The sequence below is a fragment of the Mycobacterium sp. GA-1841 genome, from assembly GCF_001954135.1.
Classification (GTDB): domain Bacteria; phylum Actinomycetota; class Actinomycetes; order Mycobacteriales; family Mycobacteriaceae; genus Mycobacterium.
Map to the genome: position 1 here is coordinate 128,240 of NZ_MBEQ01000110.1, position 25,420 is coordinate 153,659.

A 25,420-nucleotide genomic window follows, 5' to 3' on the forward strand; every position below is an offset into this window, starting at 1 on the left:
CGTGCAGCGACGAATCATGGGCATCGAGACGGAATTCGGTGTGACCTGCACGTTCCATGGCCATCGCCGGCTCAGTCCCGACGAGGTCGCCCGCTATTTGTTCCGGCGGGTGGTGTCGTGGGGCCGCAGTTCCAACGTTTTCCTCCGTAACGGCGCCCGGTTGTACCTCGACGTGGGGTCGCATCCGGAGTACGCCACCGCCGAGTGTGACAACCTGACCCAGCTGGTCACCCACGACCGCGCCGGGGAGCGCGTCCTGGAGGACCTGCTGATCGATGCCGAGCAGCGGCTCGCCGACGAGGGCATCGGCGGCGACATCTACCTGTTCAAAAACAACACCGATTCGGCCGGTAACTCCTACGGCTGCCACGAGAACTACCTGATCGTGCGGGCCGGCGAGTTCTCCCGGATCTCCGATGTGCTGCTGCCGTTCCTGGTCACCCGCCAACTGATCTGCGGTGCGGGCAAGGTGTTGCAGACCCCGAAGGCCGCCACCTACTGCCTGAGTCAGCGCGCCGAGCACATCTGGGAAGGCGTCTCCAGCGCCACCACTCGCAGTAGGCCGATCATCAACACCCGCGACGAGCCGCACGCCGACGCCGAGAAATACCGCCGGCTGCACGTCATCGTCGGCGACTCCAACATGTGCGAGTCCACCACCATGCTCAAGGTGGGCACCGCCTCGCTCGTGCTGGAGATGATCGAGGCCGGTGTCCCGTTCCGTGACTTCTCGCTCGACAACCCGATTCGCGCCATCCGCGAGGTCAGCCACGACCTCACCGGTCGGCGGCCGGTGCGGTTGGCCGGCGGACGGCAGGCCAGCGCCCTGGACATCCAGCGCGAGTACTACAGCCGCGCCGTGGAATACCTGCAGACGCGTGAGCCCAGCACCCAGATCGAGCAGGTGGTCGACCTGTGGGGCCGCCAGCTCGACGCCGTGGAGAGCCAAGATTTCGCGAAGGTCGACACCGAGATCGACTGGGTGATCAAGCGCAAGCTGTTCCAGCGCTACCAGGATCGCTACAACATGGAGCTGTCCGATCCGAAGATCAGCCAGCTCGACCTCGCCTACCACGACATCAAGCGTGGTCGCGGCGTGTTCGACCTGCTGCAACGCAAAGGCCTGGCCGCCCGGATCACCACCGACGAGGAGATCGACGCCGCGGTGAACACGCCGCCACAGACCACCCGGGCCAAGTTGCGTGGTGAGTTCATCAGCGCCGCACAGGAAGCCGGTCGCGATTTCACCGTCGACTGGGTGCATCTCAAGCTCAATGACCAGGCCCAGCGCACGGTGCTGTGCAAAGATCCGTTCCGGTCGGTCGACGAGCGAGTCAAGCGCCTGATCGCCAGCATGTGAGCCTTAAGCTTTCCTCTCGTGGCGGTATCCAAAGTCGAGCGGTTGATGAACCTTGTCATCGCACTGCTGTCCACCCGGTCGTTTCTGCCTGCGGATAAGATCCGCGCCAGCGTCGCCGGATACGCCGACAGCCCCAGCGACGAAGCGTTCTCCCGGATGTTCGAGCGCGACAAGAACGAGTTGCGCGACCTCGGCATCCCGTTGGAAACCGGCCGGGTGTCCAAGTTCGACGCAGGCGAGGGTTATCGCATCAACCGGGATTCCTATGAGCTGCCCCCGGTGCAGTTGAGCGCCGACGAGGCCGCCGCGGTGGCCGTGGCCACCCAGCTGTGGCAGTCCCCGGAGCTGGTCACCGCGACGCAGGGCGCGCTGCTGAAATTGCGCGCCGCGGGCGTGGACGTCGACTCCGAGGGCGCGGGCGTGGCCATCGCCTCGACCGCGACGCTGCCCGGGCTGCGCGGGTCCGAAGAAGTGTTGCGAATCCTGTTGTCGGCGATCGACTCCGGGCACGCGGTGCGGTTCCGGCACCGGGCCTCCCGAAGCGCCGAGCACACCAGCCGCACCGTCGAGCCCTGGGGTGTGGTCACCCACCGCGGCCGGTGGTACCTGGTCGGGCATGACCGCGACCGCGACGACATCCGCACCTTCCGGCTGTCGCGCATCGACGCCGACGTGAGCACCATCGGGCCGGCCGGTGCGGTGGCCAAGCCCGAGGGGGTCAACCTGCGGGAGATCGTCGCGCGTGCGGTGGCCGAACTGCCTACCGGGGAGCAGGCCCGCGTCTGGATTGCCGGTGGGCGTGCCACCGCGCTACGTCGTCAGGCCACCGCGGTCGTGCCGCGCACGCTGGGCGGGCGCGCGGGGGAGGAGATCACCGTCGACATCGGGATGTCGGACCGGCTGGCCCGCGAGATCGCCGGTTACGGCGCCGATGCCGTCGCGCTGGAACCCCCGTCGTTACGCGAGGACGTGGTGAGCCGGTTGCGCGCCCAGAGGGGTACGGCATGAGGGTCAGCGAGGAGCCGGAGGCGGATGGCGCATGAGGGTCAGCGAGGAGCCGGAGGCGGATGGCGCATGAGGGTCAGCGAGGAGCCGAAGGCGGATCGCGCATGAGGGTCAGCGAGGAGCCGAAGGCGGATCGCGCATGAGTCAGGTTTCCACCCGGTTGGTCCGGATGCTCAACATGGTTCCGTACTTCCAGGCCAACCCGAGGGTCACGCGCGACGAGGCCGCCGCGGCGCTGGGCGTCACCCGCAAGCAACTCGACTCCGACCTCGAGCAGCTGTGGATGTGTGGATTGCCCGGGTACAGCCCGGGCGATCTCATCGACTTCGACTTCGAGGGCGACACCGTCGAAGTCACCTTCAGCGCCGGCGTGGACCGCCCACTGCGGTTGACCTCCACAGAGGCCACCGGCGTCCTGATGGCGTTGCGCACCTTGGTCGACGTGCCCGGCATGGTCGATCCCGAGGCGGCGCGCAGCGCCATCGCCAAGATCGAATCGGCCGCAGGCAGCCAACGCAGTCCCGTCGAGGACACCGTTTCGGAGGACACCATTTCGGAGGAGACCGGTGCGGCCGGGGACGTGCGCGCCGCCGTGCGCGACGGTCGCGCCGTGACGTTGGAGTACTACTCGGCATCGCGTGACTCGCTCACCACCCGCACTGTCGACCCGATCCGGGTGGTGCTGATCGGGGAGAACAGTTACCTGGAGGCGTGGTGCCGCAGCGCCGAGGCGGTGCGGATGTTCCGCTTCGACCGGATCGTGTCTGCCCAGCGCCTCGATGATCCCTCGGAGCCGCCCTCACCGGCGGTGCAGGCCGGCACGGACACCTCGCTGTTCGATCCGGACAGTGCCGACCCGTCACTGCCGTCGGCGACCCTGGTGATCGACCGTTCGGCATCGTGGATGTTCGACTACTACCCGCTGCGGATCGTCAACGACCTGCCCGACGGGGCCTGTGAAGCGGTGATGACATACGCCTCACAGGAATGGATGGCACGATTCCTGCTTGGATTCGGCTCGGCAGTGCGGGTGTTGGCCCCCGAACCATTGGCGCAGCGCGTGAAGGAATCGGCCGCCGAGGCGTTGCACGCTTACGAGACTGCCGACACCCGCGGGTAGACTCGGCACGGACGTCTGGAGGTAACCAAATTGGGTGGTCTACAACCCTGGCACTGGATCATTGTCATCGCGGTGTTCGTGCTGCTTTTCGGCGCCAAGAAGCTGCCGGACGCCGCTCGGTCGCTCGGCAAGTCGATGCGGATCTTCAAGTCCGAGATCAAGGAGATGCAGTCGGATTCTTCGGCCGAGGCACCACCGGCCAAACCGATTTCCTCCGAGCGTGTCGAGGCACCGGCGCCTGAGCAGTCCCCGGACCGTCACACGGCCTGACCGGTCCGGCAACCGATCGCGGTCATCGCCCCGCGATGTCGCTTCGTGCCATCTACCAGGCCTCTAAAACACTCCTGTGACCTCCGGATTCATTAAAAAGCTCGATCCGCGCCGCCGCCGTTCGCGGGTCAACCCCGACGGCACCATGTCGTTGGTCGACCACCTCCACGAGCTGCGTACCAGGCTGCTCATCGCGGCGGCCGCGGTTGTCGTGACCACGATCTTCGGATTCCTCTGGTACACCCACGGCATCTTCGGGTTTCACAGCCTCGGTGAGTGGCTGCGCGGCCCGTACTGCGCGCTGCCCCAGTCCGCGCGCGCCGATATCACCCCGGACGGAGGCTGCCGTCTGCTCGCCACGGCGCCGTTCGACCAGTTCATGCTGCGTCTGAAGGTGGCGTTGGCCGCCGGCGTGGTGCTGGCCTGTCCGGTGTGGCTGTACCAGTTGTGGGCGTTCATCACACCCGGCTTGTACAAGAAGGAACGTCGGTTCGCGATGGCGTTCGTCAGCGTCGGGGCAGTGCTGTTCATCGCCGGCGCGGTCCTGGCGTATGTGGTCCTGGCGACGGCGCTCGGTTTTCTGCTGACCGTTGGCAGCGATGTCCAGGTGACGGCGCTTTCCGGCGACAAGTACTTTGGGTTTCTGATCAATCTGCTGTTGGTGTTCGGCATCAGCTTCGAATTCCCGTTGCTGATCATCATGCTCAATCTGGTCGGCATGCTCACCTATGAGCGGCTGAAGGCGTGGCGACGCGGTCTGATCTTCGGGTTGTTCGTCTTCGCCGCCTTTGCCACACCGGGTTCTGACCCTTTCACCATGTTGGCATTGGCCTGCGCGCTGACCCTGCTGCTCGAGTTCGCCATCCAGATCGCCAGGCTCAACGACAAGCGCAAGGCCCGCCGCGAGGCGCTCGAGGTGCCCGAGGACGAGGCCGCACCGATCCCGTCGGCGGAACCCGTCGAGCCGGCCACCCCGGTGAGTGCACCCTCGCGGATCGACATCGACGACGATGCCACCTGAGTCGGGTGACCTCCACGGTGGTGAACTGACCAGGTTCACCACCGAATACCCGTTCGCGCTCGACGATTTCCAGGTGCGCGCCTGCCGTGCGCTGGAGGGCGGACACGGCGTGCTGGTCTGCGCGCCCACCGGAGCGGGCAAAACCGTGGTCGGCGAGTTCGCCGTGCACCTGGCGCTGGCAGCCGGCGGAAAATGTTTCTACACCACCCCGATCAAGGCCCTGAGCAACCAGAAGCACAACGATCTGGTGGCCCGCTACGGCGCGGACAAGATCGGGTTGCTCACCGGCGACCAGTCCATCAACGGTGATGCCGACATCGTGGTGATGACCACCGAAGTGCTGCGCAACATGTTGTACGCGAACTCTCCTGCGCTGCATGGGCTTTCCTACGTGGTGATGGACGAGGTGCACTTCCTGGCCGACCGGATGCGCGGCGCGGTGTGGGAGGAGGTGATCCTGCACCTGCCCGAGGAAGTCCTGCTGGTCAGCCTGTCGGCCACGGTCAGCAACGCCGAGGAGTTCGGCGGCTGGATCCAGACGGTGCGCGGGGACACCACCGTCGTCGTCGACGAGCACCGGCCCGTCCCGTTGTCCCAGCACATGCTCGTGGGCCGGCGGCTGTTCGATCTGTTCGAGGGCACGAACAGTACGCTCGTCGACCCGGACCTGTTGCGCCACATCAGCCACCGGCGCGAGGCCGACCGGCTGGCCGACTGGCAGCCCCGCGGCCGGGGACGCGGCGGCGGCCGTCCGCAGCTGTACCGGCCACCGAGCCGGCCCGACGTGATCGCCACCCTCGACGCCGAGGGACTGCTGCCCGCCATCACCTTCGTGTTCTCCCGGGCCGGCTGCGATGCCGCGGTACAGCAGTGCCTGCGCGCACCGTTACGGCTGACCACCGACGAGGAGCGCAGTCGAATCGCGGCGATCGTCGACCGGCGGTGCGCCGACCTGGCCGAATCCGATCTGATCGTGCTGGACTATCACCAGTGGCGTGAAGGTCTGCTGCGCGGGTTGGCCGCCCACCACGCCGGGATGCTGCCGGTGTTCCGGCACACCGTCGAGGAGCTGTTCACCGCGGGTTTGGTCAAGGCCGTGTTCGCCACCGAGACTTTGGCGCTGGGGATCAACATGCCGGCCCGCACCGTCGTGCTCGAGCGGCTGGTGAAGTTCAACGGAGAGCAGCATGTGCCGTTGACCCCGGGGGAGTACACCCAGCTGACCGGACGGGCCGGGCGGCGCGGAATCGACGTCGAAGGCCACGCCGTGGTGCTGTGGCGGCCCGACGACAGCAACGCCGAACCCGCCGAAGTGGCGGGCCTGGCCTCGACCCGGACCTTTCCGCTGCGCAGCTCGTTCGCTCCCAGCTACAACATGACCATCAACTTGGTGCAGCAGATGGGTCCCGAACAGGCCCGCAAACTGCTGGAGCGATCGTTTGCCCAGTATCAGGCGGACCGGTCGGTGGTTGGCTTGGTGCGCGGCATCGCTCGCGGTGAGCGGATGATGGGCGAGCTGGCCGCAGAACTCGGCGGAAAGGACGCGCCGATCCTCGACTACGTCCGGCTGCGGTCCAAGATCGGTGAGCGCGAGCGGGCGCAGTCGCGGGCCTCGCGCCTGCAACGGCGCCAGGCCGCCACCGATGCGTTGGCTGCGTTACGACGTGGCGACATCATCACCATCACGCAGGGCCGCCGCGGCGGACTCGCCGTGGTGCTGGAGGCAGCCCAGCGCGACAGCGATGACCCGAGACCGCTCGTGCTGACCGAACATCGTTGGGCCGGCCGGATTTCGTCGGCCGATTACTCGGGCGCGTCGGCCCCGTTGGGCACGATGAGCCTGCCCAAGCGGGTGGAGCATCGTCAGCCACGCGTGCGTCGGGACCTGGCCTCGGCGTTGCGGTCGGCCGCGGCAGATCTGTCGGTGCCGTCGAAACGGGCGAGTCGGGGCGCCGGGGCCCCCGAGCGTGACGTCGATCCGGAATTGGCCGGTCTGCGTGACCAACTGCGTCACCACCCGGCGCATCAACTGGCCGATCGTGAGGCCAAGGCCCGGATCGCCGAACGATATCTGCGCATCGAACGCGACAACGCCCAGATTCAGCAGAAGGTCAACGCGGCGACGAACTCGTTGGCCCGCACGTTCGACCGGATCGTGGCGCTGCTGCGTGAACGCGGGTTCATCGAAGACGACAACGAAAGCGAGTCCGGCTCGGGCCTCAAGGTCACCGACGCCGGACGACTGCTGGCCCGCATCTACAGCGAGAGCGATCTGCTGGTGGCCGAATGCCTGCGCGGCCGGTTGTGGGAAGGTCTGCAACCGGCGGAGCTGGCGGCGGTGCTCTCGGCGGTCCTGTTCGAGTCCCGCGGGGACGCTGCAGGCAGTGTGCTGGGAGTCGACGTCCCGACCGAGGGGCTGCGGCGTGCCCTGGCCCAGACCCGCCGGATGTCGGCGGGCCTGCGTGGTGATGAACAACGACACCGCCTGGCACCGAGCCGCGAACCCGACGAGGGCTTTGTCACCGCGGTCTATCGCTGGGCCAACACCGGTGATCTGGCCGTCGCGTTGGAGGCTTCCGACGTGAGCGGCTCGGGCGCCGCGCTGTCGGCCGGTGATTTCGTACGCTGGTGCCGTCAGGTGCTCGATCTGCTCGACCAGGTGCGCAATTCCGCACCGACATCGAACCTGCGCAATACCGCGAAACGCGCTGTCAACGACGTTCGGCGCGGCGTTGTAGCTGTTGATGCGGGGTAGGGTGTTTTGGCGACACCCGAACAGGATCAAGGAGAATCATGAGCGGACCGCAGGGATCTGACCAGGGACAGCAGTGGCCCGGTCAGCAGCCTGAGCCCGGCAACGACCAGCCTTCGGGTGCCGAGGCCTGGCAGCCGCCCACCCCTGGTTCGGACGATGCCGCGACGCACACCCCGGCCTGGCAGCCCCCGGCGTACACGCCGCAGCAGTATCCCTCGTACCAACCGCCTGCGCAGGGTGTCCAGCAGCCGGATTATTCGCAACCGCAACAGCCTCAGCAGCCGCAGTACCCCGGGACCGAGCAGTACGGTCAGCAGGCGTACCCGCAGCCCGGCCAGCCGCAGCAATACCCTCAGGTGCCCGGATACGGGCAACCGCCCCAGTTCGGGCAGCCGGGGCAGCCCCCGCAATACGGGCAGCCGGGACAATACGGCCAGCCCGGCCAGTACGGCGTTCCCGGCCAGTTCGGACAGTACGGTGTGCCGGGTTCTGAGGAAGGCTCCAAGCGTTCGCTGGCTATGATCGGTGGCATCGTCGGCGGCCTGGCGGTCCTGTTGCTGGCCATCATCGCGGTGACCGCGTTCTGGCTGCCCGGCTGGGCGGTCACCACCAAGCTCGACATCGACAAGGCGCAGAGCGGCGTCGAGCAGATTCTCACCGACAAGACCAACGGCTACGGCGCCACCAAGGTCACCGGCGTCAAATGCAACGACGGCGAAAACCCCACGGTCAAGAAGGATTCGACGTTCGACTGCGAGGTGACGATCGACGGCACCAAGCGCAAGGTCACGGTCACGTTCAAGGACGACAAGGGCACCTACGAGGTGGGGCGGCCCAAGTAGCCCCACTGGCGGTGTGCCCACCGTTGGCCGCCGGTCTGCCCTGGCCGCCGCTTTCCACCGCAGGGTCGCTGCGCCGCGCTGTGAACGACCCTGCGGTGGAAAGCGGTGACGACGACCGTCAGTGCCCGGGCAGTTGGTCCAGCGCCGCCTGCAGCCGGCCGATCGACGAGGTGACCCCGTAGGCGGCGGCCAGATCGGCCACCCGGGCCGGATCGCCGGCGGCCAGCGGCAGTTCGTCGGTGGCCGTCGACAGCGTCACAGGAGCGTCCGTGGCCACCCGCACCACCGGCTCGGCCGCGGCGATGTAGTCGGCGGCGGCCAGCAATTTGGTCCGATGTGCTTTGGACAGTGAGGATTTCGGATCCTCGACGGCCGCCTGGATGCCCTGCAGCGAGCGGTGCCGGGCCAACAGCGTGGCGGCGGTCTTCTCGCCGATACCGGCGACACCGGGCAGTCCATCCGATGGGTCACCGCGCAGCAGTGCCAGCTCGGCGTAGGCCGGTCCGGCCCGATCGATGGGCACCCCATAGATGTCGGCGACCTCGGCCGGCCCATACTTCGTCGCCTTGGCCAAGCCTCGGCCGATGTAGAGCACCCGCACGGCGGGAACGGGTTCGTCGCGGACCAACTGCAGCAGGTCGCGGTCACCGCTGACCACCACCACCGGGTCGCGCTGTTCGGCGGTGGCCAGCGTGCCCAGCACGTCGTCGGCTTCGAACCCGGGCGCCCCGGCCGTCGCGATACCGAACGCGTCGAGCAGGTCCATGATCATGTCGACCTGGGGGCTGAGGTCGTCGGGAACCTCCTCGACGTCGGGAGTACCGTCCGGACGGGGTTCCTCGACCCGATGTGCCTTGTACGACGGCACCAGATCCACCCGCCACTGTGGCCGCCAGTCGTCGTCGCGGCACACCACCAACCGTCGCGGCCGCTCCCGGGTCACCAGCGTGGCGATCGAGTCGAGGAACCCGCGTACCGCATTCACGGGGCGGCCGTCGGGTGCCTTGATCGAAGACGGCACACCGAAGTACGACCGAAACCACATGCTGGCCCCGTCGAGCAGCAATATCGGGTCGCTCATGACACCTTCCCGAACACATACGACGCGGCGGTGACGGCTTTGCCGCCCGCACCCTCATCGTGCAGGGTAGCCCGGACCGCGACGGTGCCCGCCGCGCCGGGAAGCACCTGGGTGTCGACCCGGAAGGGGCCCGTCTTGCCCCGCGCCAGGAACATTACATGCGACGAAAGGCCCTGCAGTGCATCGGATTTCGCCGCGACCGCAGCAGCATCTGCGGCAGCGGTCTCCAGGATCACGAACTGCGGGCCGATGTGCAGCGCGGCGTCGGGAGAGGCCACCTCGACCGCCAACTCCGGCAGGGTCCAGTGCCCGGCCCCGTCTCCGTCGTCGCGTTTGCGGCCGCCGAACACCTGCCACAGCGGTGGCAGATCAGGACTGTCGACGACGTCGATCGGATCGACCGGCATCTTCTGCAGACCCTCGGGCGGAATGCCGATGGAGACTCCCTGCCCCTCGGTGAGTGCCACGACCCGGGCCGGGTTGTCGGCGTCGACGATGACCGAACGGCTGTAGGCCATCTGCCTGCCCTGCTTGAGTACCTCGGTGTCGACACGTATGCGCTTGACATCGCGGGCCGGATCGAGGACCTGACAGGAATGCACGACCGGGTTCGGCACTGCTTGCAGATCGCTGACCCCGCCGCTGTCGGGCGAGGAGATGCCGAGCACGGCCAACAGCAGCCCTCCGGTGGAATTGCGCATGTCGCGGCGCAGCGTCACGGTGTCGTCGGCCGGGCCCAGGTCCATCGAGGAGTAGGTGCGGCCCAGGTATCGGTAGCTCAGCAGGCCACCCCAACGCTTCTGCAGCTCGGCGGCGTACGCCTGCGGATCGTCGGTGAGATCGCGGATATCACGCAACATTCCAGCGACAGTAGCCGGTGTGCGTCGCGGGGCCGGGCGGACACTCGGACTGATGCCACCGCGGCACAGCCGTTAGCCTCGAAACCATGACCGAAAGCCGATTCAGCACCGATGTCTATGCCCACCGGCTCGCCGCGGCCGCGACCGCCGCAGCCGATGCCGGTTTGGCCGGTCTGGTCATCACCCCCGGCTATGACCTGCGGTACCTGACCGGATCTCGGGCGCAGACCTTCGAACGTCTGACGGCCCTGGTGCTGCCCGCCGTCGGCGATCCCACGATCGTGGTGCCGCGCCTGGAACTGGCCGCCCTGCGTGAATCGGCGGTCACCGAACTCGGTGTGACGGTTCGCGATTGGGTGGACGGCCAGAACCCGTACCAGATGGTGGTCGACGCTCTCGGCGGAACCGGCGTGAAGACAGCGGTCACCGATGCGATGCCCGCGCTGCACCTGCTGCCGCTTGCCGGACTGCTCGGGGTGGTCCCGGTGTTGGCCACCGACGTGCTGCGGCGCCTGCGGATGATCAAGGATCCGGCCGAGATCGACGCCTTGCGCAAGGCCGGCGCGGCAATCGACCGCGTGCACGCGCGGGTTCCGGAGTTCCTGGTGCCCGGCCGCACCGAGGCCGACGTGGCCGCCGACATCGCTGAAGCGATTGTGGCCGAAGGCCATTCGGAGGTGGCGTTCATCATCGTCGGCTCAGGACCCAACGGTGCCGACCCGCACCACGAGTGCTCGGATCGTGAGTTGCGCGCCGGCGACATCGTCGTCGTCGACATCGGCGGACCGTACGAGCCCGGGTACAACTCCGATTCCACCCGCACCTATTCTCTCGGCGAACCGGATCCGGACGTGGCGCGGCGCTACGCGGTGCTGCAGCGGGCCCAGAACGCCGCCGTGGCCGCGGTGCGGCCCGGGGTGACCGCCGAACAGGTCGACGCTGCCGCTCGCGACGTGCTGGCTGCCGAGGGGCTGGCCGAGGCATTCGTGCACCGCACCGGACACGGCATCGGATTGTCTGTGCACGAGGAGCCCTACATCGTGGCCGGTAACGATCTGCCGTTGGAGGTCGGGATGGCGTTCAGTGTGGAACCCGGCGTGTACTTCCCCGGCCAGTGGGGCGCCCGGATCGAAGACATCGTCGTGGTCACCGACGACGGCGCGCTGTCGGTAAACAACCAGCCACACGATCTCGTCGTGGTGCCGGTGTGAGCCAGTCGGGCTAGCTTTCGCCGCGGTCCAGAAGCTCGGAAGAGCCCAGCACCCGTTCGATGCGGACCTCGATCACGACGCGGTTCGGGTTGATCCGCGGGGTGCGGTAGCGCTGGGCATAACGCAGTTCGGCATCGCGGACCGCGTCGGGCTCACTCCGCACGGTGGACTTGCCTTCCAGCGACAGCCAGCGGGCGCCGTCGACCTGGCTGAGCACCGCGATGCCGCGCTCATGCGCGTTCACTGCCTTCTGCGACCCGCCGTTGGTGATCACGCGCGCGATGTGGGTCTTGGGATCGAAGGTGAAACCGACCGCCACCACGTGCGGAGAATTGTCCGAGCGCAACGTGGTCAGCATTGCCAGATGACGTTCGGTGAGGAACGCCAGAGCCTCATTGGTGAGCTTGGTGGTCGCCTTGCCACGAGATGTAGCCATCGGGGTCCACGTTAGCGCAGGACATAATCGCTGCCATGGAGGACACGGCAGACTCGGCTGACACGGATCGCCGTGTCGTGGTGATTTTCGGGGGCCGCAGCGAGATCGGTGTCGAACTGGCTGTTCGGCTCGCTGCGGGCGCGGTGGTCGTGCTGGCCGCCCGCCGCGCCGACCAGCTCGACGAGCTGGTCGCCGCGGTCCGGGCGGGCGGCGCGGTCGAGGTGCACACGCGTGAGTTCGACGCCGACGCCGTTGCCGGACATGCCGGCCTGGTCGAGGCGATCGAAGCCGACCATGGGCCGATCGACACCGCGGTGCTGGCCTTCGGGGTGCTGGGCGATCAGGACCGGGCCGAAGCCGATCCCGCCCACGCGGTGGCCGTCGTGCACACCGACTATGTTGCCCAGGTCAGCCTGCTCACCGTGCTCGCTTCGCGCATGCGCGCCGCTGGTCGGGGCCGGTTGGTGGTGTTCTCGTCGATCGCCGGGGCGCGGGCTCGCCGGGCCAACTTTGTCTACGGTTCGGCCAAGGCCGGTCTGGACGCGTTCGCCAGCGGCCTGACCGACGCCCTGCACGGCACCGAGGTGCAGCTGTTGATCGTGCGACCCGGTTTCGTGATCGGCCGCATGACCGAGGGCATGGAGCCCGCCCCGTTCTCCAGCACGCCGGCCCAGGTGGCAGACGCCACCGCCACCGCACTGGCCCGGGGCAAACGCGCCGTGTGGGTGCCGTGGGTGATCCGGCCGATGATTTTCGTGACGCGGTTTGTGCCGCGGCCGGTCTGGCGCAGGATGCCGCGATGATGAGCGCTTGCGCGAAGAACAGAGGGCCGATGAGCGTTCACGCGAAGAGCAGACAGCAGATGACGGGGACGATCACGGTGGTCGGTATCGGGGCCGACGGGATGGCGGGGTTGTCGCAGACCTCCCGCGACGAGCTGGCGAAAGCCACCGTCGTGTACGGCTCGCCACGCCAACTGGACCTGCTCGACGACGCCGTGACAGCCGACCGTCGCGAATGGCCTTCGCCGATGCTGCCCGCCCTGCCGACGCTGTTCGACGGTGACGCTGACGTGCACGTGGTGGCCAGTGGAGATCCGCTGCTGCACGGTATCGGCGCAACACTCATCCGGCTGTTCGGCGTGCAGCGGGTTCGGGTGCTGCCGCACGTGTCGAGTGTCACGCTGGCGTGCGCTCGGATGGGCTGGGCGGTCACCGACACCGAGGTGATCAGTCTTGTCACCGCCGCGCCGCATACCGCGGTCCGTCGCGGCGGGCGAGCGATCGTGCTGTCGCGCGACGCGCAGACCCCGCTGACGCTGGCTCGGTTGCTGAGCGAATCCGGCCGGGGTGATACGGAATTGAGCGTGCTGGAGCAGTTGGGCGGCCCGGGGGAGAAGCGGTACGACGGCACAGCCCGGGACTGGGTGGCGGCCGCCCCGGCTGATTTCGACGATCTCAATGTGGTGGCGGTGCATTATCTGCCCGATGAGCGACGGGCCCACGCGCTTCCCGACGACGCGTTTGCCCACGACGGGCAGCTCACCAAGCAGTCCATCCGCGCGGTCACCCTGGCGGCGCTCGGGCCCCGGCCCGGCGAACTGCTGTGGGATGTCGGTGCAGGTTCGGGCAGCATCGCGATCGAATGGTCGCGCAGCGCACCCGGTTGCGCCGCGGTGGCGTTCGAACGTGACGAACAGCGCCGCGAGCGGATCCTCGGTAATGTCGCCGCCTTCGGGGTCCGGGTGGAGGTGCGCGACGGTGCGCCGGAGTCCCTTGACGGTGCGCCCGAGCCCGACGCGATCTTCATCGGTGGCGGCATCACCCAACCCGGCTTGCTGCAGGCCTGTTTCGACCGGCTGCCCTCCGGCGGGCGGCTGGTCGTCAACGCGGTGACGTTGGAATCAGAAGCGGTTGTCGCGCAGTGGTATTCGAAGGAAGGTGGCGAAGTGCGGCGTTATCAGCACTATCAGGGCGGTGCGATCGGCGGGTTCACCGGCTGGCGCCCGGCGCTGCCGGTGACGCAGTGGGCGGTGGTCAAGCCATGACGGTGTACTTCATCGGCGCCGGGCCCGGCGCCGCCGATCTCATCACCGTGCGCGGTGCGCGGATCCTGGGAAGCTGCCCGGTGTGCCTGTATGCCGGGTCGATCATGCCCGACGATCTGTTGGCGCTGTGCCCGCCGGACGCGAAGATCGTCGACACCGGGCCGCTGAACCTGGAGCAGATCATCGACGAGGTGGTGGCCGCGGACAAGGCGGGCGTGGATGTGGCGCGGCTGCATTCCGGTGACCCGTCGATCTACAGTGCGCTGGCCGAGCAGTGCCGCCGCCTTGACGACCTGGGCATCAGATACGAGATCGTGCCCGGTGTCCCGGCATTCACCGCCGTCGCGGCGGCGCTGCGCCGGGAGCTCACGGTTCCGGGGGTGGCCCAGACCGTCACCTTGAGCCGGGTGGCCACACTGTCCACGGCGATGCCCGAGGGTGAGGACCTGCGCACCCTGTCGGCACCGGGGGCGACATTGGTGCTGCACCTGGCCGCCGCCCAGATCGACAACATCGTCCCGCAGCTCATCGATGGCGGCTACCGTCCCGAAACACCCTGTGCCGTGGTGGCGTTCGCCAGCTGGCCGCAGGAGATCGTGTTGCGGGGCACGCTCGCCGACATCGCCGGGCAGATGCACGCCGCCGACGTGACCAAGACCGCGGTCATCGTCATCGGGGACGTGCTTGCCGCCGAGAGGTTTTCCGACAGCTACCTGTACTCGTCGGGCCGACGTCGTGGTGCCACCCACTGATGAGACTGCTCTTGCTGGGCGGTACCGGTGAGGCCCGGGCCCTGGCCGCCGCGCTGCATCCCGCAGTCGAGGTGATCAGCTCGCTGGCCGGAAGGGTGCCCGATCCCGCCCTTCCGGTGGGTCCGGTACGCATCGGCGGGTTCGGCGGTGTCGACGGGCTGCGCCGCTGGCTCGTCGACGAGCGCGTCGACGCCGTCGTGGATGCCACGCATCCCTTCGCCGCGACGATCACCGCCAACGCCGCGCAGGCCTGTGCCGATCTCGGGGTGCCCCATCTGGTGCTGGCCCGCCCGGCGTGGGCGCCGGGTGACGCCATCCTCGTGGCGTCGGACCGCGCGGCGGCTGAAACCGTTGCCGAGAACGGCTATTCGCGTGTCTTCCTGACCACCGGGCGATCCGGAACACGTGCCTTCAAAGGCGTCGACGCCTGGTTTTTGATCCGCGCCGTGACCGCGCCGGATCCCGAGACCCTGCCCACCGATCATCAGCTGCTGCTGTCGCGCGGACCGTACGACTACGACGGAGAGTTGGCCCTGTTGCGCGAGTACGGGATCGACGCGCTGGTGACCAAGAACAGCGGCGGCGCGATGACTGAGCCGAAGCTGCGTGCGGCCGCGACCGCGGGGGTGCCGGTGGTGATGGTGGACCGGCCGCCGCTACCGGTCGGGGTACAGACGGTGGCGACGGTCGAGGCGGCGGTGGCTTGGGTTCGGGATAGATGACTGGTGTCACGGCACTCTGGTCACCTCGCTCGCAGGTTCCGAGCGGGTATCCGATGTGCCCGCCTATGTGCGACTTTTCAGCGACAATCGCCACACCGTCAACGCAGGTACCGTCAAACCCATTGTGGATCGCGGGTTTTGACGCACATGTCTCACTGGCCGCATCAGTATCATCCGTCCAATGCCCGACTGTCAGCGACTCTGTCGCTGATGGCTGGACAACCCAAAAACGGTGACTGGTGGGGATTTTGAGATCTGGGTGGCGTGAGTAAACATCGGTCGAGTGGCCAGCGATGCCGCTGGTATCTATGTGACGATAGTCGCTGAAAAGTCGCGCATAGGCGGGCAAGTCGGCATCCGCCCCCTCCCGCCCGACACGCCGAAGGCCGGCGTGAGCGTAAGGTCGGCTCCGACGTCGGTGGTGGTGCCAGGTCGACGAGGGTGGCGGGTAACAACAGCTAGGCGTTGATCAGACCCAGGGTGCCGAGTTCGCGGATCGCCTGGCAGCCACGCTGGGCCATCACCACCATCATGTCGTCACCACGTTCGGTGGAGGTGGCGAACGCGGTCCCCAGCACGGTGATCAGCGGAGCCTGGAGCATACCCAAACGGTAATCCTGCCAACATGTCTCGCGGTCATAGCCGGTGACGCCGTGGGACAGCAACCGGTCGTGGTATGCCCCGACCAGATCGGCTTCCGCCGCGGCCCGGACGGCCGGATCGAGGCTGGTCGCGGTGAAGTAGGACAGATCGCGGGCCGGTAGACCGGACCCGAGCGTCTGCCAGTCCACCACGGTGATCCGGCTGCGGTCGGGATCGAACAACATGTTGTCCAGACGGTAATCGCCGTGCAGGATGGCGAATCGATCCGGTTCGGCCAACAGCCACGGCGTCACCATCGACATCGCCGCGCGCAAGGTGTCCTGATCCTCGGTGTTCAGGCGGCTCCCGAGTTTGTCCAGGGTGATGTCGGCGGCCATCTTGGCCACGTCACCGAAACCCTTGGCGGAGTCGGGTTCCGGCTTGGGCATGGCGATACCGGGGAAGTTGGCCCATTGCGGGTCGGCCCAGGTCGGCCCGTGCAGGTCGGCGAGCGCCAGCACTGCGAGGTTGGCCTCGGCCGGCGTGCACCCGGCAATCTGGTCACCCTGTTCTGCCGGAGCCAGATCGGCCAGCAGTAAAACGAAATCAGCTCCCTCACCGGCGATTTCGCAGTGGTGACAGTGCGGTACCGGGATCTGGACGTGGCCGGCGACGTTGGTGTAGAAGGCGTGTTCTGAGCGGTAACCGATGGAGACCCGGTCACGCACCGTCTCATCTTGCGACGGCAGTTTGATCGCGAAGGTTGCCGGCAGAGGGGTGTGTCCGCGGTAGGTGACCGATACCCGGTAGGTGGCGCCGGTCTGTCCGGTGCCGATCGGCGCAGTCTGCACCGTGTCCACCTCGGCGCCCAGGATCTGCGACAGCCACCTGGCGGTCACTTCGGCGGGCTTGCTCGGAATGGACACCGCGGCCGTCATCGGGACGCCGCCGTTTCACTGACCGTGCCGTAGATCGTGCCCATCCACATCGCTTCTGCACCTTCCAGTAGTTGGTGACGGGCCAGCGACCCGCCGATGATGATTCGTTCGACCAGTCGATCGTTGAGTTCCATCAGCAGGCTGGCCAGCACCCGTGGGTCGGGGCCGTTGGGAGCGCGGCCATCGGCACGTTCGGCGGTGATCACCGCGGCGACCGTGGGTACGAATGACTCTCGGGCCTCGTCCCACATGTCGCGCACGGCACTGTTCGCTGCGCGGGCCTCCCACATCGCCTGGAACAGATAGCGGTGGTCTTCGGCAGTCTGCAGCACCGCTTCCAGCGTGTCGCGGACGCGGGAGCGGGGTGGTTGGGCAGTGTCGGCCAGGATCGTGTTGGCCGCCAACAACGCCTCGTGCATCGGCTCGAGCAACGCGGCCACCGCGGCGGCCTTGTTCTCGAAATAGAAGTAGAAGGCGGAGCGTCCCACCCCGGCCTGCCGGGCCACCTCGGCGATGTTGAGGGCGTCGAATCCCGTCTGCTTCAAGTGCTCATCGAGCGCGGCAAGGATCGCGGCGCGGCGTTGGTCGCTGCGTTGCGGTTGCCGGCGGTCCAGCGGTGACCGCGTGGGTGCGCCCGGTGATGTCACGGCTCTCCCTCGAACGGGTGTGACGCCGGACACTATCGGGCTTTCTGACAGCAGTCAATAAAAATCGACGCGAGTCAGTGCGCTGGGGTCAGCCGGGATAGTGGCGCGGGGTGAAGACCCGGTCCTCGGTGGTGTCGCCGGCAGCCGAGCCGCTGTACCACTGGGTCTGCGACGAGCCGACGATCAGCATCGTGCGCATGTCCACCTGGGCCGGATCCAGATCGGCCAACCGCACGACGCTCACCCGTTCACCCGGGCCGGGTTCGGCGCCGGACACGGCGCGCGCGACGACCACCGGGGTACTCGGGTCGCGGTACTCCAGCAGCAGGTCGCGCATGGCGCCCACCTGCCAGGTGCGGGTCTTCGACGCCGGGTTGTAGATCGCCAGCGCCAAATCGGCCCTGGCCGCCGCCCGCAGCCGTTCGACGATGACGTCCCACGGCTTGAGCCGGTCGGACAGGGAGATGACGGCGTAGTCGTGGCCGAGCGGAGCGCCCACCCGGCTGGCGACCGCCTGGGCCGCCGTCATCGCCGGAATCACCCGGACCTCGACACCGGGCCACTGTTTGGCCTCTTCGAGAACCGCGGTGGCCATGGCGAACACTCCCGGATCACCGGAGGACACCACAGCGACCGTGCGGCCTTCCTGGGCCAGCTTGCAGGCCAGTTGCGCGCGGGCCGGCTCGTCGGTGTTGTCGCTGGGGTGGTGATGCTGGCCGGCGCGGGCCCCGACGCGATCGAGGTAGGGGCCGTAGCCGATCAGGTCGGTCGCGGCGGCGAGCTCGCGTCGGCTCTGCGGGGTCATCCAGTCCGAGTCGCCGGGGCCGAGACCGATCACCACCACGCTGCCTTGCGGCGAAGTGGACCGGCACCGGCCGGGGACCATGGCCAGCGAGAAGTACGGCACCTTGACGTCCGCACCGCCATCGCTGCCCACCTCGCCGGCCGGTGAGACCCGCTGGCGGTCGGTACTGGCCCGCTCGACGTAGTAGGCCTCATCCAGTCGTCCGGTCGACGACAGCGCCTCGCGAACCCGGGTATAGGAGCGGCCCAGTTTGAGCACCACCGCTGCGTCGGTGTCGGCCAGACGCCGTTCCAGCTCAGCCGTGGGCAGGGTGCCCGGCAGGATCGTCAGCACGTCATCACCCTGTACCAGCGGGGTACCGGTGGCAGCCGATGCCGCGCTCACCGAGGTGACGCCGGGAACGATGACGGCATCGAACCGTGCGGTGAGCCGGGTGTGCATGTGCATGTAGGAGCTGTAGAACAGCGGGTCGCCCTCGGCCAGCAGAGCCACGTCGCGGCCGGCCTCCAGATGTGCGGCGATGCGCTCGGCGGCCGCGGCGTAGAAATCCTCCATCGCGCCGACATACCCGCCGGGATGGTCAGTGGTCTCGGTGGTGACGGGATAGACCAGGTGTTCTTCGATCTGGCCGGCCCGCAGATACGGCTCGGCGATGCCCCTGGCAATGCTGTGGCCATGTTTGGCGCTGTGGTAGGCCACCACGTCGGCGGCCCCGATGAGCCGCGCTGCCTTGACCGTGACGAGTTCTGGATCGCCCGGGCCGAGGCCGACGCCGTAGAGAGTGCCGCGTTTGGTCATCGTTCGCCTTCTGCTCGTTCGGCAAGCCTCACGGCGCTCACTCGTGTTCACTCGCAATCGCATTGACGGCGGCCGCGGCCATGGCGCTGCCGCCGCGCCGGCCGGTCACCACCAGATAGGACATTCCGCGCGGCCGATCGATCAACTCCTGCTTGGACTGGGCGGATCCGACGAATCCGACCGGCCCGCCCAGCACCGCCGCCGGCACCGGGGCCCCTTCGTCGAGCAGTTCCAGAAGACGGAACAGCGCCGTCGGCGCATTACCGATGGCCACCACCGCGCCACCGAGGCGGTCCACCCACAGGTCGACCGCGGCCGCGGAGCGGGTGCTGCCCAGTTTGGCGGCCAACTCAGGCGCGCGAGGATCAGCCACCAGGGAGACGACCTCGTTGTCGGCGGGTAGCCGGGAACGGGTGATGCCTGCGGCGACCATCGAGGAATCACACAACACCGGCGCGCCGGCCGCCAGCGCGGCATGCGTCCGGGTCACGACGTCGTCGCGATAGGCGACATGATCGGCGACATCCACCTGACCGCAGGTGTGGATCAACCGGACCACCACCCGCGACACGTCATCAGGGAATCGCGACAGATTCGCTTCGGCGCGGATCGTCGCGAACGACTGCCGGTAGATCTCGGCGGCGTCACGGGTGTAGTCGAGCACCCGAACACCCTAATGGGAGGGGAAGCGCAGCCGGTATCCGTCCTCGCAGGCGATCAGGACCTCGGCCGCGGGAGGGCTGCCACAGGCCCGTTCACAGCCGACGAAATGCCGGTGGGCGTCCGAGGGAGTGTGTACCGCGTCGGCCGCGTCGGCCCGCACATCTGCTGCCGACTTGGCGCACCCGGGGCTACCGGTGCAGGCGCTGACCCGCAGCCATGGCGACGCTTCGTCGAACACCAGGCCCAGCGGTGCCAGCACGCGCAACGCGGTGTCCGCGATGTCCTCGGCGACGTCGCACACCAGCACCGAGCGCCAGGGTGTGATGACCAGCGGCGCCTCGATCGCGGCCAGGAAGTGGGCGACGCGAGCCTGCAGCACGCCCAGTGGCACCGCGGCCCCCAGGGCGACGTGCCCATCCCGTTGTTCGATCCAGCCGACCGGCGGTGTCAGGGTGGTCGGCCACCTGGCCCCGGCCGGGGCGCTGGGAGCGAGTCCATCCAGCAGTGCCGCGTGGTCGTCGAGTTCGGTTATCCGCCAAGCGTTCTCGCGGATGGCGACGAACCGTCGGGCGATGTCGATCAGAGTGTCTACGACGTCGCCGGTATCCAGTCGCACCCCGGTGTCGCGTCCGGCCAGCAGCAGCGCGAAGCTGCCGTCGTCGTGTGCGTGCACGCCGGCATCGGCATCGATTCCGGACACGTCGCCACGGCCGTCGTCCAAGCTGAACCAGAACCGGCCGGGCAATCCGGCCAGCGCGGGATCGGCCTGGATGGCCTGGTCGAGTGCACCGACCAGGGGGCGGACGTCGGTGATGCCGCCGCATCGGCCCGACAACGGCGACGCCACGATGTTGCGGGCCCGTTCATGGGTCGGTGACGGCAGCAGGCCGGCTTCGGTCAACACCGAGGCGGCCGCGCCCGTGTCAGTCAGCGCCCGGATCTGGAGGTTTCCCCGGGACGTGAGTTCCATTGCCGGAGAACCAAATTGTTCGGCAACCTCGGCCACGGCGACCAGTTGACCGGGTGTGATCGCCCCGCCGGGCAGTCGAACCCGCACCAGCGCACCGTCGGCGGCCTGGTGCACCGTGAGTGCGCCGGGGCAGGCGTCTTGGTCGCGGGTCCTGGGCATAGCACCGTCCATCCTACTTTCGCGGCTGGTTGTGACATCCGTCACTGGTTCGGAAACCTGTTCGGTCGCTTACAGATCGGTTCATTTTCCGGCCGCCGGACGTACCTTTTAGGGGCATACCCGGGACCGCCGGTACCGGGAAGCCAAAAGCTTGACCAGAGGCTTCTGACGAAAGGAGCAATCATGCTCGCCTTCGGTGTATTCGCGGTATTCGTGCTGGTGCTCGTCGCGGCGGCCGGTCTGCCCTACCGGCAGTCCTGGCACGACCGCTTCGGCGAGACCCAGCCCTGACGCTCGACCACCTGTACCGCACCGGCCACCCGATCGGGTCGCCGGTGCGGTACGAATGGGGGGTGCAAGCTCCCACCGTCCTGTTGTTGTCGACCTCGGACACCGATCTGATCACTGCCCGGGCCAGCGGGGCTCACTACCGCTGGGCCAACCCGTCACGACTGGTCAGCGGCGAACTCGAAGAACTTCTCGAAGGTGCCGACATCGCGGTGATCCGCATCCTCGGCGGCTATCGGGCGTGGCAGGACGGCATCGACACGGTGGTGGCCAGTGGCCTGCCGACCGTGGTGGTCAGCGGGGAGCAGTCCCCGGATGCCGAGCTGATGGGGCACTCCACCGTCCCGCAGGGCGCCGCCCTGCAAACGCACGTCTATCTGGCTCAGGGTGGTATCGAGAACGCGGCGAACCTTCATTCTTTCCTGTCCGACACCCTGCTGATGACCGGATTCGGATTTGCGCCGCCGGTGACCACCCCGAATTGGGGTGTTCTGGAGCGTTCCGCCACTGCAGCGACTGACGGCGGGCCCATGGTGGCCGTCCTGTACTACCGGGCTCAGCAACTGGCCGGAAACACCGGCTACGTCGAATCCCTGTGCAGCGCCATCGAGAAAGCCGGCGGGCGCGCGTTGCCGGTGTTCTGCGCCTCGCTGCGCACCGCCGAGCCCGAACTGCTCGAGCTGCTCGGCACCGCAGATGCGCTCGTCACCACCGTGCTCGCCGCCGGTGGCGCGACCCCGGCAGCGGTCGGCGCCGGAGGTAACGACGATTCCTGGAACGTCGCTCACCTTGCCGCACTGGACATTCCGATCCTGCAAGGGCTGTGTCTGACCAGTTCGCGCGACCAATGGTCGGATAACGACGACGGCATGTCGCCGTTGGACGTCGCCACCCAGGTCGCCGTCCCCGAGTTCGACGGCCGCATCATCACGGTTCCGTTCTCCTTCAAGGAGATCGACTCCGAAGGATTGATCTCCTACGTCGCCGACCCCGAGCGTTGCGCCCGGGTCGCCGGCCTGGCCGTTCGGCACGCCCGGCTGCGGGCCATCCCGGCCGCCGAAAAGCGGGTGGCCCTGGTGTTTTCGGCCTATCCCACCAAGCATGCCCGTATCGGAAATGCCGTCGGTCTGGATACCCCGGCCAGCGCGGTGGCACTGCTGCGCGCCATGCGCGAGGCCGGCTATGACATCGGTGACATCCCGGGAATCGACTCCGGCGATGGGGACGCGCTGATCCACGCCCTGATCGAACGCGGCGGGCAGGACCCGGACTGGTTGACCGACGAGGCATTGGCCGCCAACCCGATTCGGGTGCCCGCCAAGGACTATCGTGCCTGGTTCGCGACGCTGCCCGCCGAACTCGCCGACGCCGTCGTGGAACACTGGGGCCCGCCGCCGGGTGAGCTGTTCGTCGACCGCAGCCGCGACCCCGACGGCGAGATCGTCATCGCGGCCATCCAAGCCGGCAACGTGGTGCTGATCGTGCAACCGCCGCGTGGCTTCGGCGAGAACCCCGTCGCCATCTATCACGATCCCGACCTGCCGCCCAGCCATCACTATCTGGCCGCCTACCGCTGGCTGGACTCGTCGTTCCCCGGTTCGTTCGGTGCGGATGTGGTCGTGCACCTGGGCAAACACGGCAACCTGGAATGGTTGCCCGGCAAGACCCTCGGCATGAGCGCAGCCTGCGGCACCGATGCCGCCCTTGGTGATCTGCCGCTGATCTACCCGTTCCTGGTCAACGATCCGGGGGAGGGCACCCAGGCCAAGCGCCGGGCCCACGCCACCCTGATCGACCACCTGATTCCGCCGATGGCCCGCGCCGAGACGTATGGCGACATCGCCAAACTCGAGCAGCTGCTCGACGAGCACTCGACCGTCTCGGCGCTGGACCCGGGCAAGTTGCCCGCCATCCGCCAGCAGATCTGGACGTTGATGCGCGCGGCCAAGATGGATCATGATCTGGGTCTGGAGGACCGTCCCGACGAGGACTCCTTCGACGACATGCTGCTGCACGTCGACGGCTGGCTGTGTGAGATCAAAGATGTCCAGATCCGCGACGGGCTGCACATCCTGGGCCAAAAGCCCACCGGGGCTGGCGAACTCGACCTGGTGCTGGCCATCCTGCGGGCCCGGCAGTTGTTCGGCGGTGAACAGACGGTACCCGGGTTGCGCCAGGCTCTGGGCCTGACCGAGGATGGTAGTGACGACCGTGCGGCTGTCGACGCCGCCGAGGCCGGTGCCCGTGAACTGGTGGCCGCGCTGCAGGAATCTGGTTGGGACGCTTCTGCGGTGGACCGCATATGTGCCGAAGCGGTGGACCGCATCACCGACAACTCCGAGGTGGCCCGCATCTTGCGGTTCGCCGCCACCGAGGTGGTGCCCCGGCTGGCCGGCACCGACGGTGAGATCGACCAGGTGCTGCGCGCCCTGGCCGGTGGCTTCATCGAGTCCGGGCCGTCCGGTTCCCCGCTGCGGGGCCTGGTCAACGTGCTGCCCACCGGACGCAACTTCTACTCGGTGGACCCCAAGGCAGTGCCGTCGCGGCTGGCCTGGGAAACCGGTGTGGCGATGGCGGATTCGCTGCTGGACCGCTACCGCACCGACTATGGCCGCTGGCCGGAATCGGTGGGACTCTCCGTCTGGGGTACCTCGGCCATGCGGACCGCCGGTGATGACATCGCCGAGGTGCTGGCCCTGCTGGGCGTGCGGCCGGTGTGGGACGACGCCTCGCGCCGGGTGGTGAACCTCGAGCCGATCGAGCTGGCCGAGCTGGGCCGGCCCCGCATCGACGTCACGGTGCGCATCTCCGGGTTCTTCCGCGACGCGTTCCCGCATGTGGTGACCATGCTCGACGACGCGGTGGCCTTGGTGGCCGGCCTCGACGAGCCGGCCGAAGACAATTACGTGCGCGCCCACGCCCAGGCCGACCTGGCTGAACATGGTGATCAAAGACGAGCTACCACAAGGATTTTCGGCTCCAAGCCGGGAACCTACGGGGCCGGGCTGCTACAGCTGATCGACAGCCGCAACTGGCGCGACGATGCCGACCTGGCCGAGGTGTACACCGCCTGGGGCGGCTTCGCCTATGGTCGGGACCTGGACGGGCGGCCGGCGTCGGAGGATATGAACCGGGCCTACCGGCGAATCGCGGTGGCCGCCAAGAACACCGACACGCGCGAACACGACATCGCTGATTCCGACGACTATTTCCAGTACCACGGCGGCATGGTGGCCACGGTGCGGGCGCTGACCGGGCAGGCCCCGGCGGCCTACATCGGCGACAACACCCGTCCCGACGCCGTCCGCACCCGCACACTGTCGGAGGAAACCAACCGCGTCTTCCGTGCCCGGGTGGTCAACCCGCGCTGGATCACCGCGATGCGCCGGCATGGGTACAAGGGTGCGTTCGAGATGGCGGCCACGGTCGACTACCTGTTCGGTTACGACGCCACCGCCCATGTGATGGCCGACTGGATGTACGAGCGGCTGTCGGCCGAATACGTGCTCGATGACGAGAACCGCAAGTTCATGTCCGAATCCAACCCGTGGGCGCTGCACGGCATGGCCGAGCGGCTGCTGGAGGCCGCCGGCCGCGGCATGTGGGCCCAGCCCGAGCAGGCCACGCTCGACGGGTTGCGCCAGGTGCTGCTGGAAACCGAGGGTGAGCTCGAAGGGTAGCCAGACAGTAGATTCGTTCCATGGCTCTCACCTTCGCCGACGTCGCCAAGGCCGATTACGTCCTGCTGACCACTTTTACGAAAGACGGCAGGCCCAAGCCGACGGCGATCTGGGCCGCACCGTCGCCGGACGGACTGGTGGTGATCACCCAGGAGAAGTCCTGGAAGGTCAAACGGATCCGCAACACCCCTCGGGTCACCGTCGCAGTGTGTGATGTGCGGGGCAACCCGAAGAGCGAGGCGGTCGAGGCCGTCGCCGAGATCCTGCCGAAATCCGCCAACGGCGCCACCTACTCCGCAATCGGCAAGCGCTACGGCCTGCTCGGCAAGACCTTCAACCTGTTCTCGAAGCTGCGCGGCGGAATGCAGAACAATGTTTCGATCCTGCTCAAACCGGTGAACTGACCCG

At 67.8% G+C, this 25,420-nt stretch carries 22 protein-coding genes; 14 read left to right on the plus strand and 8 right to left on the minus strand.

Translation table 11 applies throughout. The features are described from left to right. Position 1 precedes the first annotated feature (1 nt). From pafA to A5740_RS25315, 7 genes are all read left to right on the plus strand, one after another. On the plus strand, positions 2–1,360 hold the full coding sequence (pafA, locus tag A5740_RS25285) for a Pup--protein ligase (RefSeq protein WP_090510317.1): 1,359 nt from the start codon (positions 2–4) through the stop codon (positions 1,358–1,360). Positions 1,361–1,378: 18 nt separating this feature from the next. Further along, a complete protein-coding gene (locus tag A5740_RS25290) occupies positions 1,379–2,368 on the plus strand; it encodes a YafY family protein (RefSeq protein ID WP_076198668.1) in 990 nt (329 codons plus the stop codon). Positions 2,369–2,504: 136 nt separating this feature from the next. Continuing rightward, positions 2,505–3,485, plus strand: coding sequence for a YafY family protein (locus A5740_RS25295; RefSeq protein ID WP_076198670.1), 981 nt, complete (start codon positions 2,505–2,507; stop codon positions 3,483–3,485). Positions 3,486–3,515: 30 nt separating this feature from the next. After that, positions 3,516–3,755 carry a Sec-independent protein translocase subunit TatA gene (tatA, locus tag A5740_RS25300; RefSeq protein ID WP_076198672.1) on the plus strand — a complete coding sequence of 80 codons (240 nt, stop codon included), beginning with the start codon at positions 3,516–3,518 and terminating at the stop codon, positions 3,753–3,755. 76 nt (positions 3,756–3,831) lie between these two features. After that, positions 3,832–4,776: a twin-arginine translocase subunit TatC gene (gene tatC, locus A5740_RS25305; protein ID WP_076198674.1), complete on the plus strand. Its 945-nt coding sequence runs from the start codon at positions 3,832–3,834 to the stop codon at positions 4,774–4,776. Continuing rightward, positions 4,766–7,531 (plus strand): RNA helicase, encoded by a 2,766-nt coding sequence (locus A5740_RS25310; protein WP_076198676.1) that lies wholly within the window; start codon positions 4,766–4,768, stop codon positions 7,529–7,531. Before tatC ends, A5740_RS25310 begins: the two co-directional genes overlap by 11 nt. A gap of 38 nt (positions 7,532–7,569) precedes the next feature. Next, entirely contained in the window at positions 7,570–8,373 is an 804-nt protein-coding gene (locus tag A5740_RS25315) for a DUF4333 domain-containing protein (protein WP_076198678.1), read from the plus strand. A gap of 118 nt (positions 8,374–8,491) precedes the next feature. Here A5740_RS25315 and A5740_RS25320 read toward each other — a convergent pair whose 3' ends face one another. Both A5740_RS25320 and A5740_RS25325 read right to left on the minus strand, forming a co-directional pair. Continuing rightward, positions 8,492–9,454, minus strand: coding sequence for a 5'-3' exonuclease (locus A5740_RS25320; RefSeq protein WP_076198680.1), 963 nt, complete (start codon positions 9,452–9,454; stop codon positions 8,492–8,494). Further along, entirely contained in the window at positions 9,451–10,314 is an 864-nt protein-coding gene (locus A5740_RS25325) for a hypothetical protein (protein ID WP_076198682.1), read from the minus strand. The genes A5740_RS25320 and A5740_RS25325 overlap by 4 nt, the downstream gene beginning before the upstream one ends. Positions 10,315–10,400: 86 nt before the next feature. On the opposite strand from A5740_RS25325, the gene A5740_RS25330 reads away from it, so the two are divergent. Continuing rightward, positions 10,401–11,525 (plus strand): Xaa-Pro peptidase family protein, encoded by a 1,125-nt coding sequence (locus tag A5740_RS25330; RefSeq protein WP_076198684.1) that lies wholly within the window; start codon positions 10,401–10,403, stop codon positions 11,523–11,525. Positions 11,526–11,535: 10 nt separating this feature from the next. On the opposite strand, the gene A5740_RS25335 is transcribed toward A5740_RS25330, so the two are convergent. Further along, positions 11,536–11,961: a F420-dependent biliverdin reductase gene (locus tag A5740_RS25335; protein ID WP_076198686.1), complete on the minus strand. Its 426-nt coding sequence runs from the start codon at positions 11,959–11,961 to the stop codon at positions 11,536–11,538. Between the two features lie 35 nt (positions 11,962–11,996). Between A5740_RS25335 and A5740_RS25340 the strand changes: the two genes are divergently transcribed. From A5740_RS25340 to A5740_RS25355, 4 genes are read left to right on the plus strand one after another with little or no spacing between them, the layout of a single operon-like run. Beyond that, positions 11,997–12,764 carry an SDR family NAD(P)-dependent oxidoreductase gene (locus A5740_RS25340; RefSeq protein WP_076198688.1) on the plus strand — a complete coding sequence of 256 codons (768 nt, stop codon included), beginning with the start codon at positions 11,997–11,999 and terminating at the stop codon, positions 12,762–12,764. Positions 12,765–12,793: 29 nt separating this feature from the next. Next, positions 12,794–14,008, plus strand: a complete 1,215-nt coding sequence (gene cbiE, locus A5740_RS25345; protein ID WP_254849336.1) for a precorrin-6y C5,15-methyltransferase (decarboxylating) subunit CbiE — start codon at positions 12,794–12,796, stop codon at positions 14,006–14,008. Beyond that, the gene (cobM, locus tag A5740_RS25350; protein ID WP_076198692.1) at positions 14,005–14,760 is read left to right on the plus strand and encodes a precorrin-4 C(11)-methyltransferase; all 756 of its coding nucleotides are present in this window, start codon (positions 14,005–14,007) and stop codon (positions 14,758–14,760) included. Before cbiE ends, cobM begins: the two co-directional genes overlap by 4 nt. Then, complete coding sequence (locus A5740_RS25355; RefSeq protein WP_076198694.1) at positions 14,760–15,482, plus strand: cobalt-precorrin-6A reductase; 723 nt, start codon at positions 14,760–14,762, stop codon at positions 15,480–15,482. The genes cobM and A5740_RS25355 overlap by 1 nt, the downstream gene beginning before the upstream one ends. Positions 15,483–15,940: 458 nt before the next feature. Here A5740_RS25355 and A5740_RS25360 read toward each other — a convergent pair whose 3' ends face one another. From A5740_RS25360 to cobG, 5 genes are all read right to left on the minus strand, one after another. Then, positions 15,941–17,002: a phosphotransferase family protein gene (locus A5740_RS25360; protein WP_076198696.1), complete on the minus strand. Its 1,062-nt coding sequence runs from the start codon at positions 17,000–17,002 to the stop codon at positions 15,941–15,943. After that, positions 16,999–17,649 carry a TetR/AcrR family transcriptional regulator gene (locus tag A5740_RS25365; RefSeq protein ID WP_076198698.1) on the minus strand — a complete coding sequence of 217 codons (651 nt, stop codon included), beginning with the start codon at positions 17,647–17,649 and terminating at the stop codon, positions 16,999–17,001. The genes A5740_RS25360 and A5740_RS25365 overlap by 4 nt, the downstream gene beginning before the upstream one ends. A gap of 88 nt (positions 17,650–17,737) precedes the next feature. Further along, on the minus strand, positions 17,738–19,252 hold the full coding sequence (locus tag A5740_RS25370) for a precorrin-2 C(20)-methyltransferase (RefSeq protein ID WP_076198700.1): 1,515 nt from the start codon (positions 19,250–19,252) through the stop codon (positions 17,738–17,740). 37 nt (positions 19,253–19,289) lie between these two features. Continuing rightward, positions 19,290–19,916 carry a precorrin-8X methylmutase gene (locus A5740_RS25375; RefSeq protein WP_076198702.1) on the minus strand — a complete coding sequence of 209 codons (627 nt, stop codon included), beginning with the start codon at positions 19,914–19,916 and terminating at the stop codon, positions 19,290–19,292. A gap of 9 nt (positions 19,917–19,925) precedes the next feature. After that, positions 19,926–21,044, minus strand: coding sequence for a precorrin-3B synthase (gene cobG, locus A5740_RS25380; protein WP_076198704.1), 1,119 nt, complete (start codon positions 21,042–21,044; stop codon positions 19,926–19,928). Positions 21,045–21,397: 353 nt separating this feature from the next. Here cobG and cobN point away from each other — a divergent pair, with 353 nt between their 5' ends. Next, on the plus strand, positions 21,398–25,012 hold the full coding sequence (gene cobN / locus A5740_RS25385; RefSeq protein WP_175616357.1) for a cobaltochelatase subunit CobN: 3,615 nt from the start codon (positions 21,398–21,400) through the stop codon (positions 25,010–25,012). A gap of 20 nt (positions 25,013–25,032) precedes the next feature. Beyond that, positions 25,033–25,416 carry a PPOX class F420-dependent oxidoreductase gene (locus tag A5740_RS25390; RefSeq protein WP_076198708.1) on the plus strand — a complete coding sequence of 128 codons (384 nt, stop codon included), beginning with the start codon at positions 25,033–25,035 and terminating at the stop codon, positions 25,414–25,416. Positions 25,417–25,420: the final 4 nt, after the last annotated feature.

Coding starts and splice junctions, on each gene's coding strand:
- cbiE (WP_254849336.1), top strand. CDS start 12,794: ATGAGCGTTCACGCGAAGAGCAGACAGCAGATGACGGGGACGATCACG.
- A5740_RS25330 (WP_076198684.1), top strand. CDS start 10,401: ATGACCGAAAGCCGATTCAGCACCGATGTCTATGCCCACCGGCTCGCC.
- A5740_RS25320 (WP_076198680.1), bottom strand. CDS start 9,454: ATGAGCGACCCGATATTGCTGCTCGACGGGGCCAGCATGTGGTTTCGG.
- A5740_RS25360 (WP_076198696.1), bottom strand. CDS start 17,002: ATGACGGCCGCGGTGTCCATTCCGAGCAAGCCCGCCGAAGTGACCGCC.
- cobM (WP_076198692.1), top strand. CDS start 14,005: ATGACGGTGTACTTCATCGGCGCCGGGCCCGGCGCCGCCGATCTCATC.
- A5740_RS25295 (WP_076198670.1), top strand. CDS start 2,505: ATGAGTCAGGTTTCCACCCGGTTGGTCCGGATGCTCAACATGGTTCCG.
- A5740_RS25335 (WP_076198686.1), bottom strand. CDS start 11,961: ATGGCTACATCTCGTGGCAAGGCGACCACCAAGCTCACCAATGAGGCT.
- A5740_RS25370 (WP_076198700.1), bottom strand. CDS start 19,252: ATGACCAAACGCGGCACTCTCTACGGCGTCGGCCTCGGCCCGGGCGAT.
- A5740_RS25340 (WP_076198688.1), top strand. CDS start 11,997: ATGGAGGACACGGCAGACTCGGCTGACACGGATCGCCGTGTCGTGGTG.
- A5740_RS25325 (WP_076198682.1), bottom strand. CDS start 10,314: ATGTTGCGTGATATCCGCGATCTCACCGACGATCCGCAGGCGTACGCC.
- A5740_RS25390 (WP_076198708.1), top strand. CDS start 25,033: ATGGCTCTCACCTTCGCCGACGTCGCCAAGGCCGATTACGTCCTGCTG.
- A5740_RS25310 (WP_076198676.1), top strand. CDS start 4,766: ATGCCACCTGAGTCGGGTGACCTCCACGGTGGTGAACTGACCAGGTTC.
- cobG (WP_076198704.1), bottom strand. CDS start 21,044: ATGCCCAGGACCCGCGACCAAGACGCCTGCCCCGGCGCACTCACGGTG.
- A5740_RS25355 (WP_076198694.1), top strand. CDS start 14,760: ATGAGACTGCTCTTGCTGGGCGGTACCGGTGAGGCCCGGGCCCTGGCC.
- A5740_RS25315 (WP_076198678.1), top strand. CDS start 7,570: ATGAGCGGACCGCAGGGATCTGACCAGGGACAGCAGTGGCCCGGTCAG.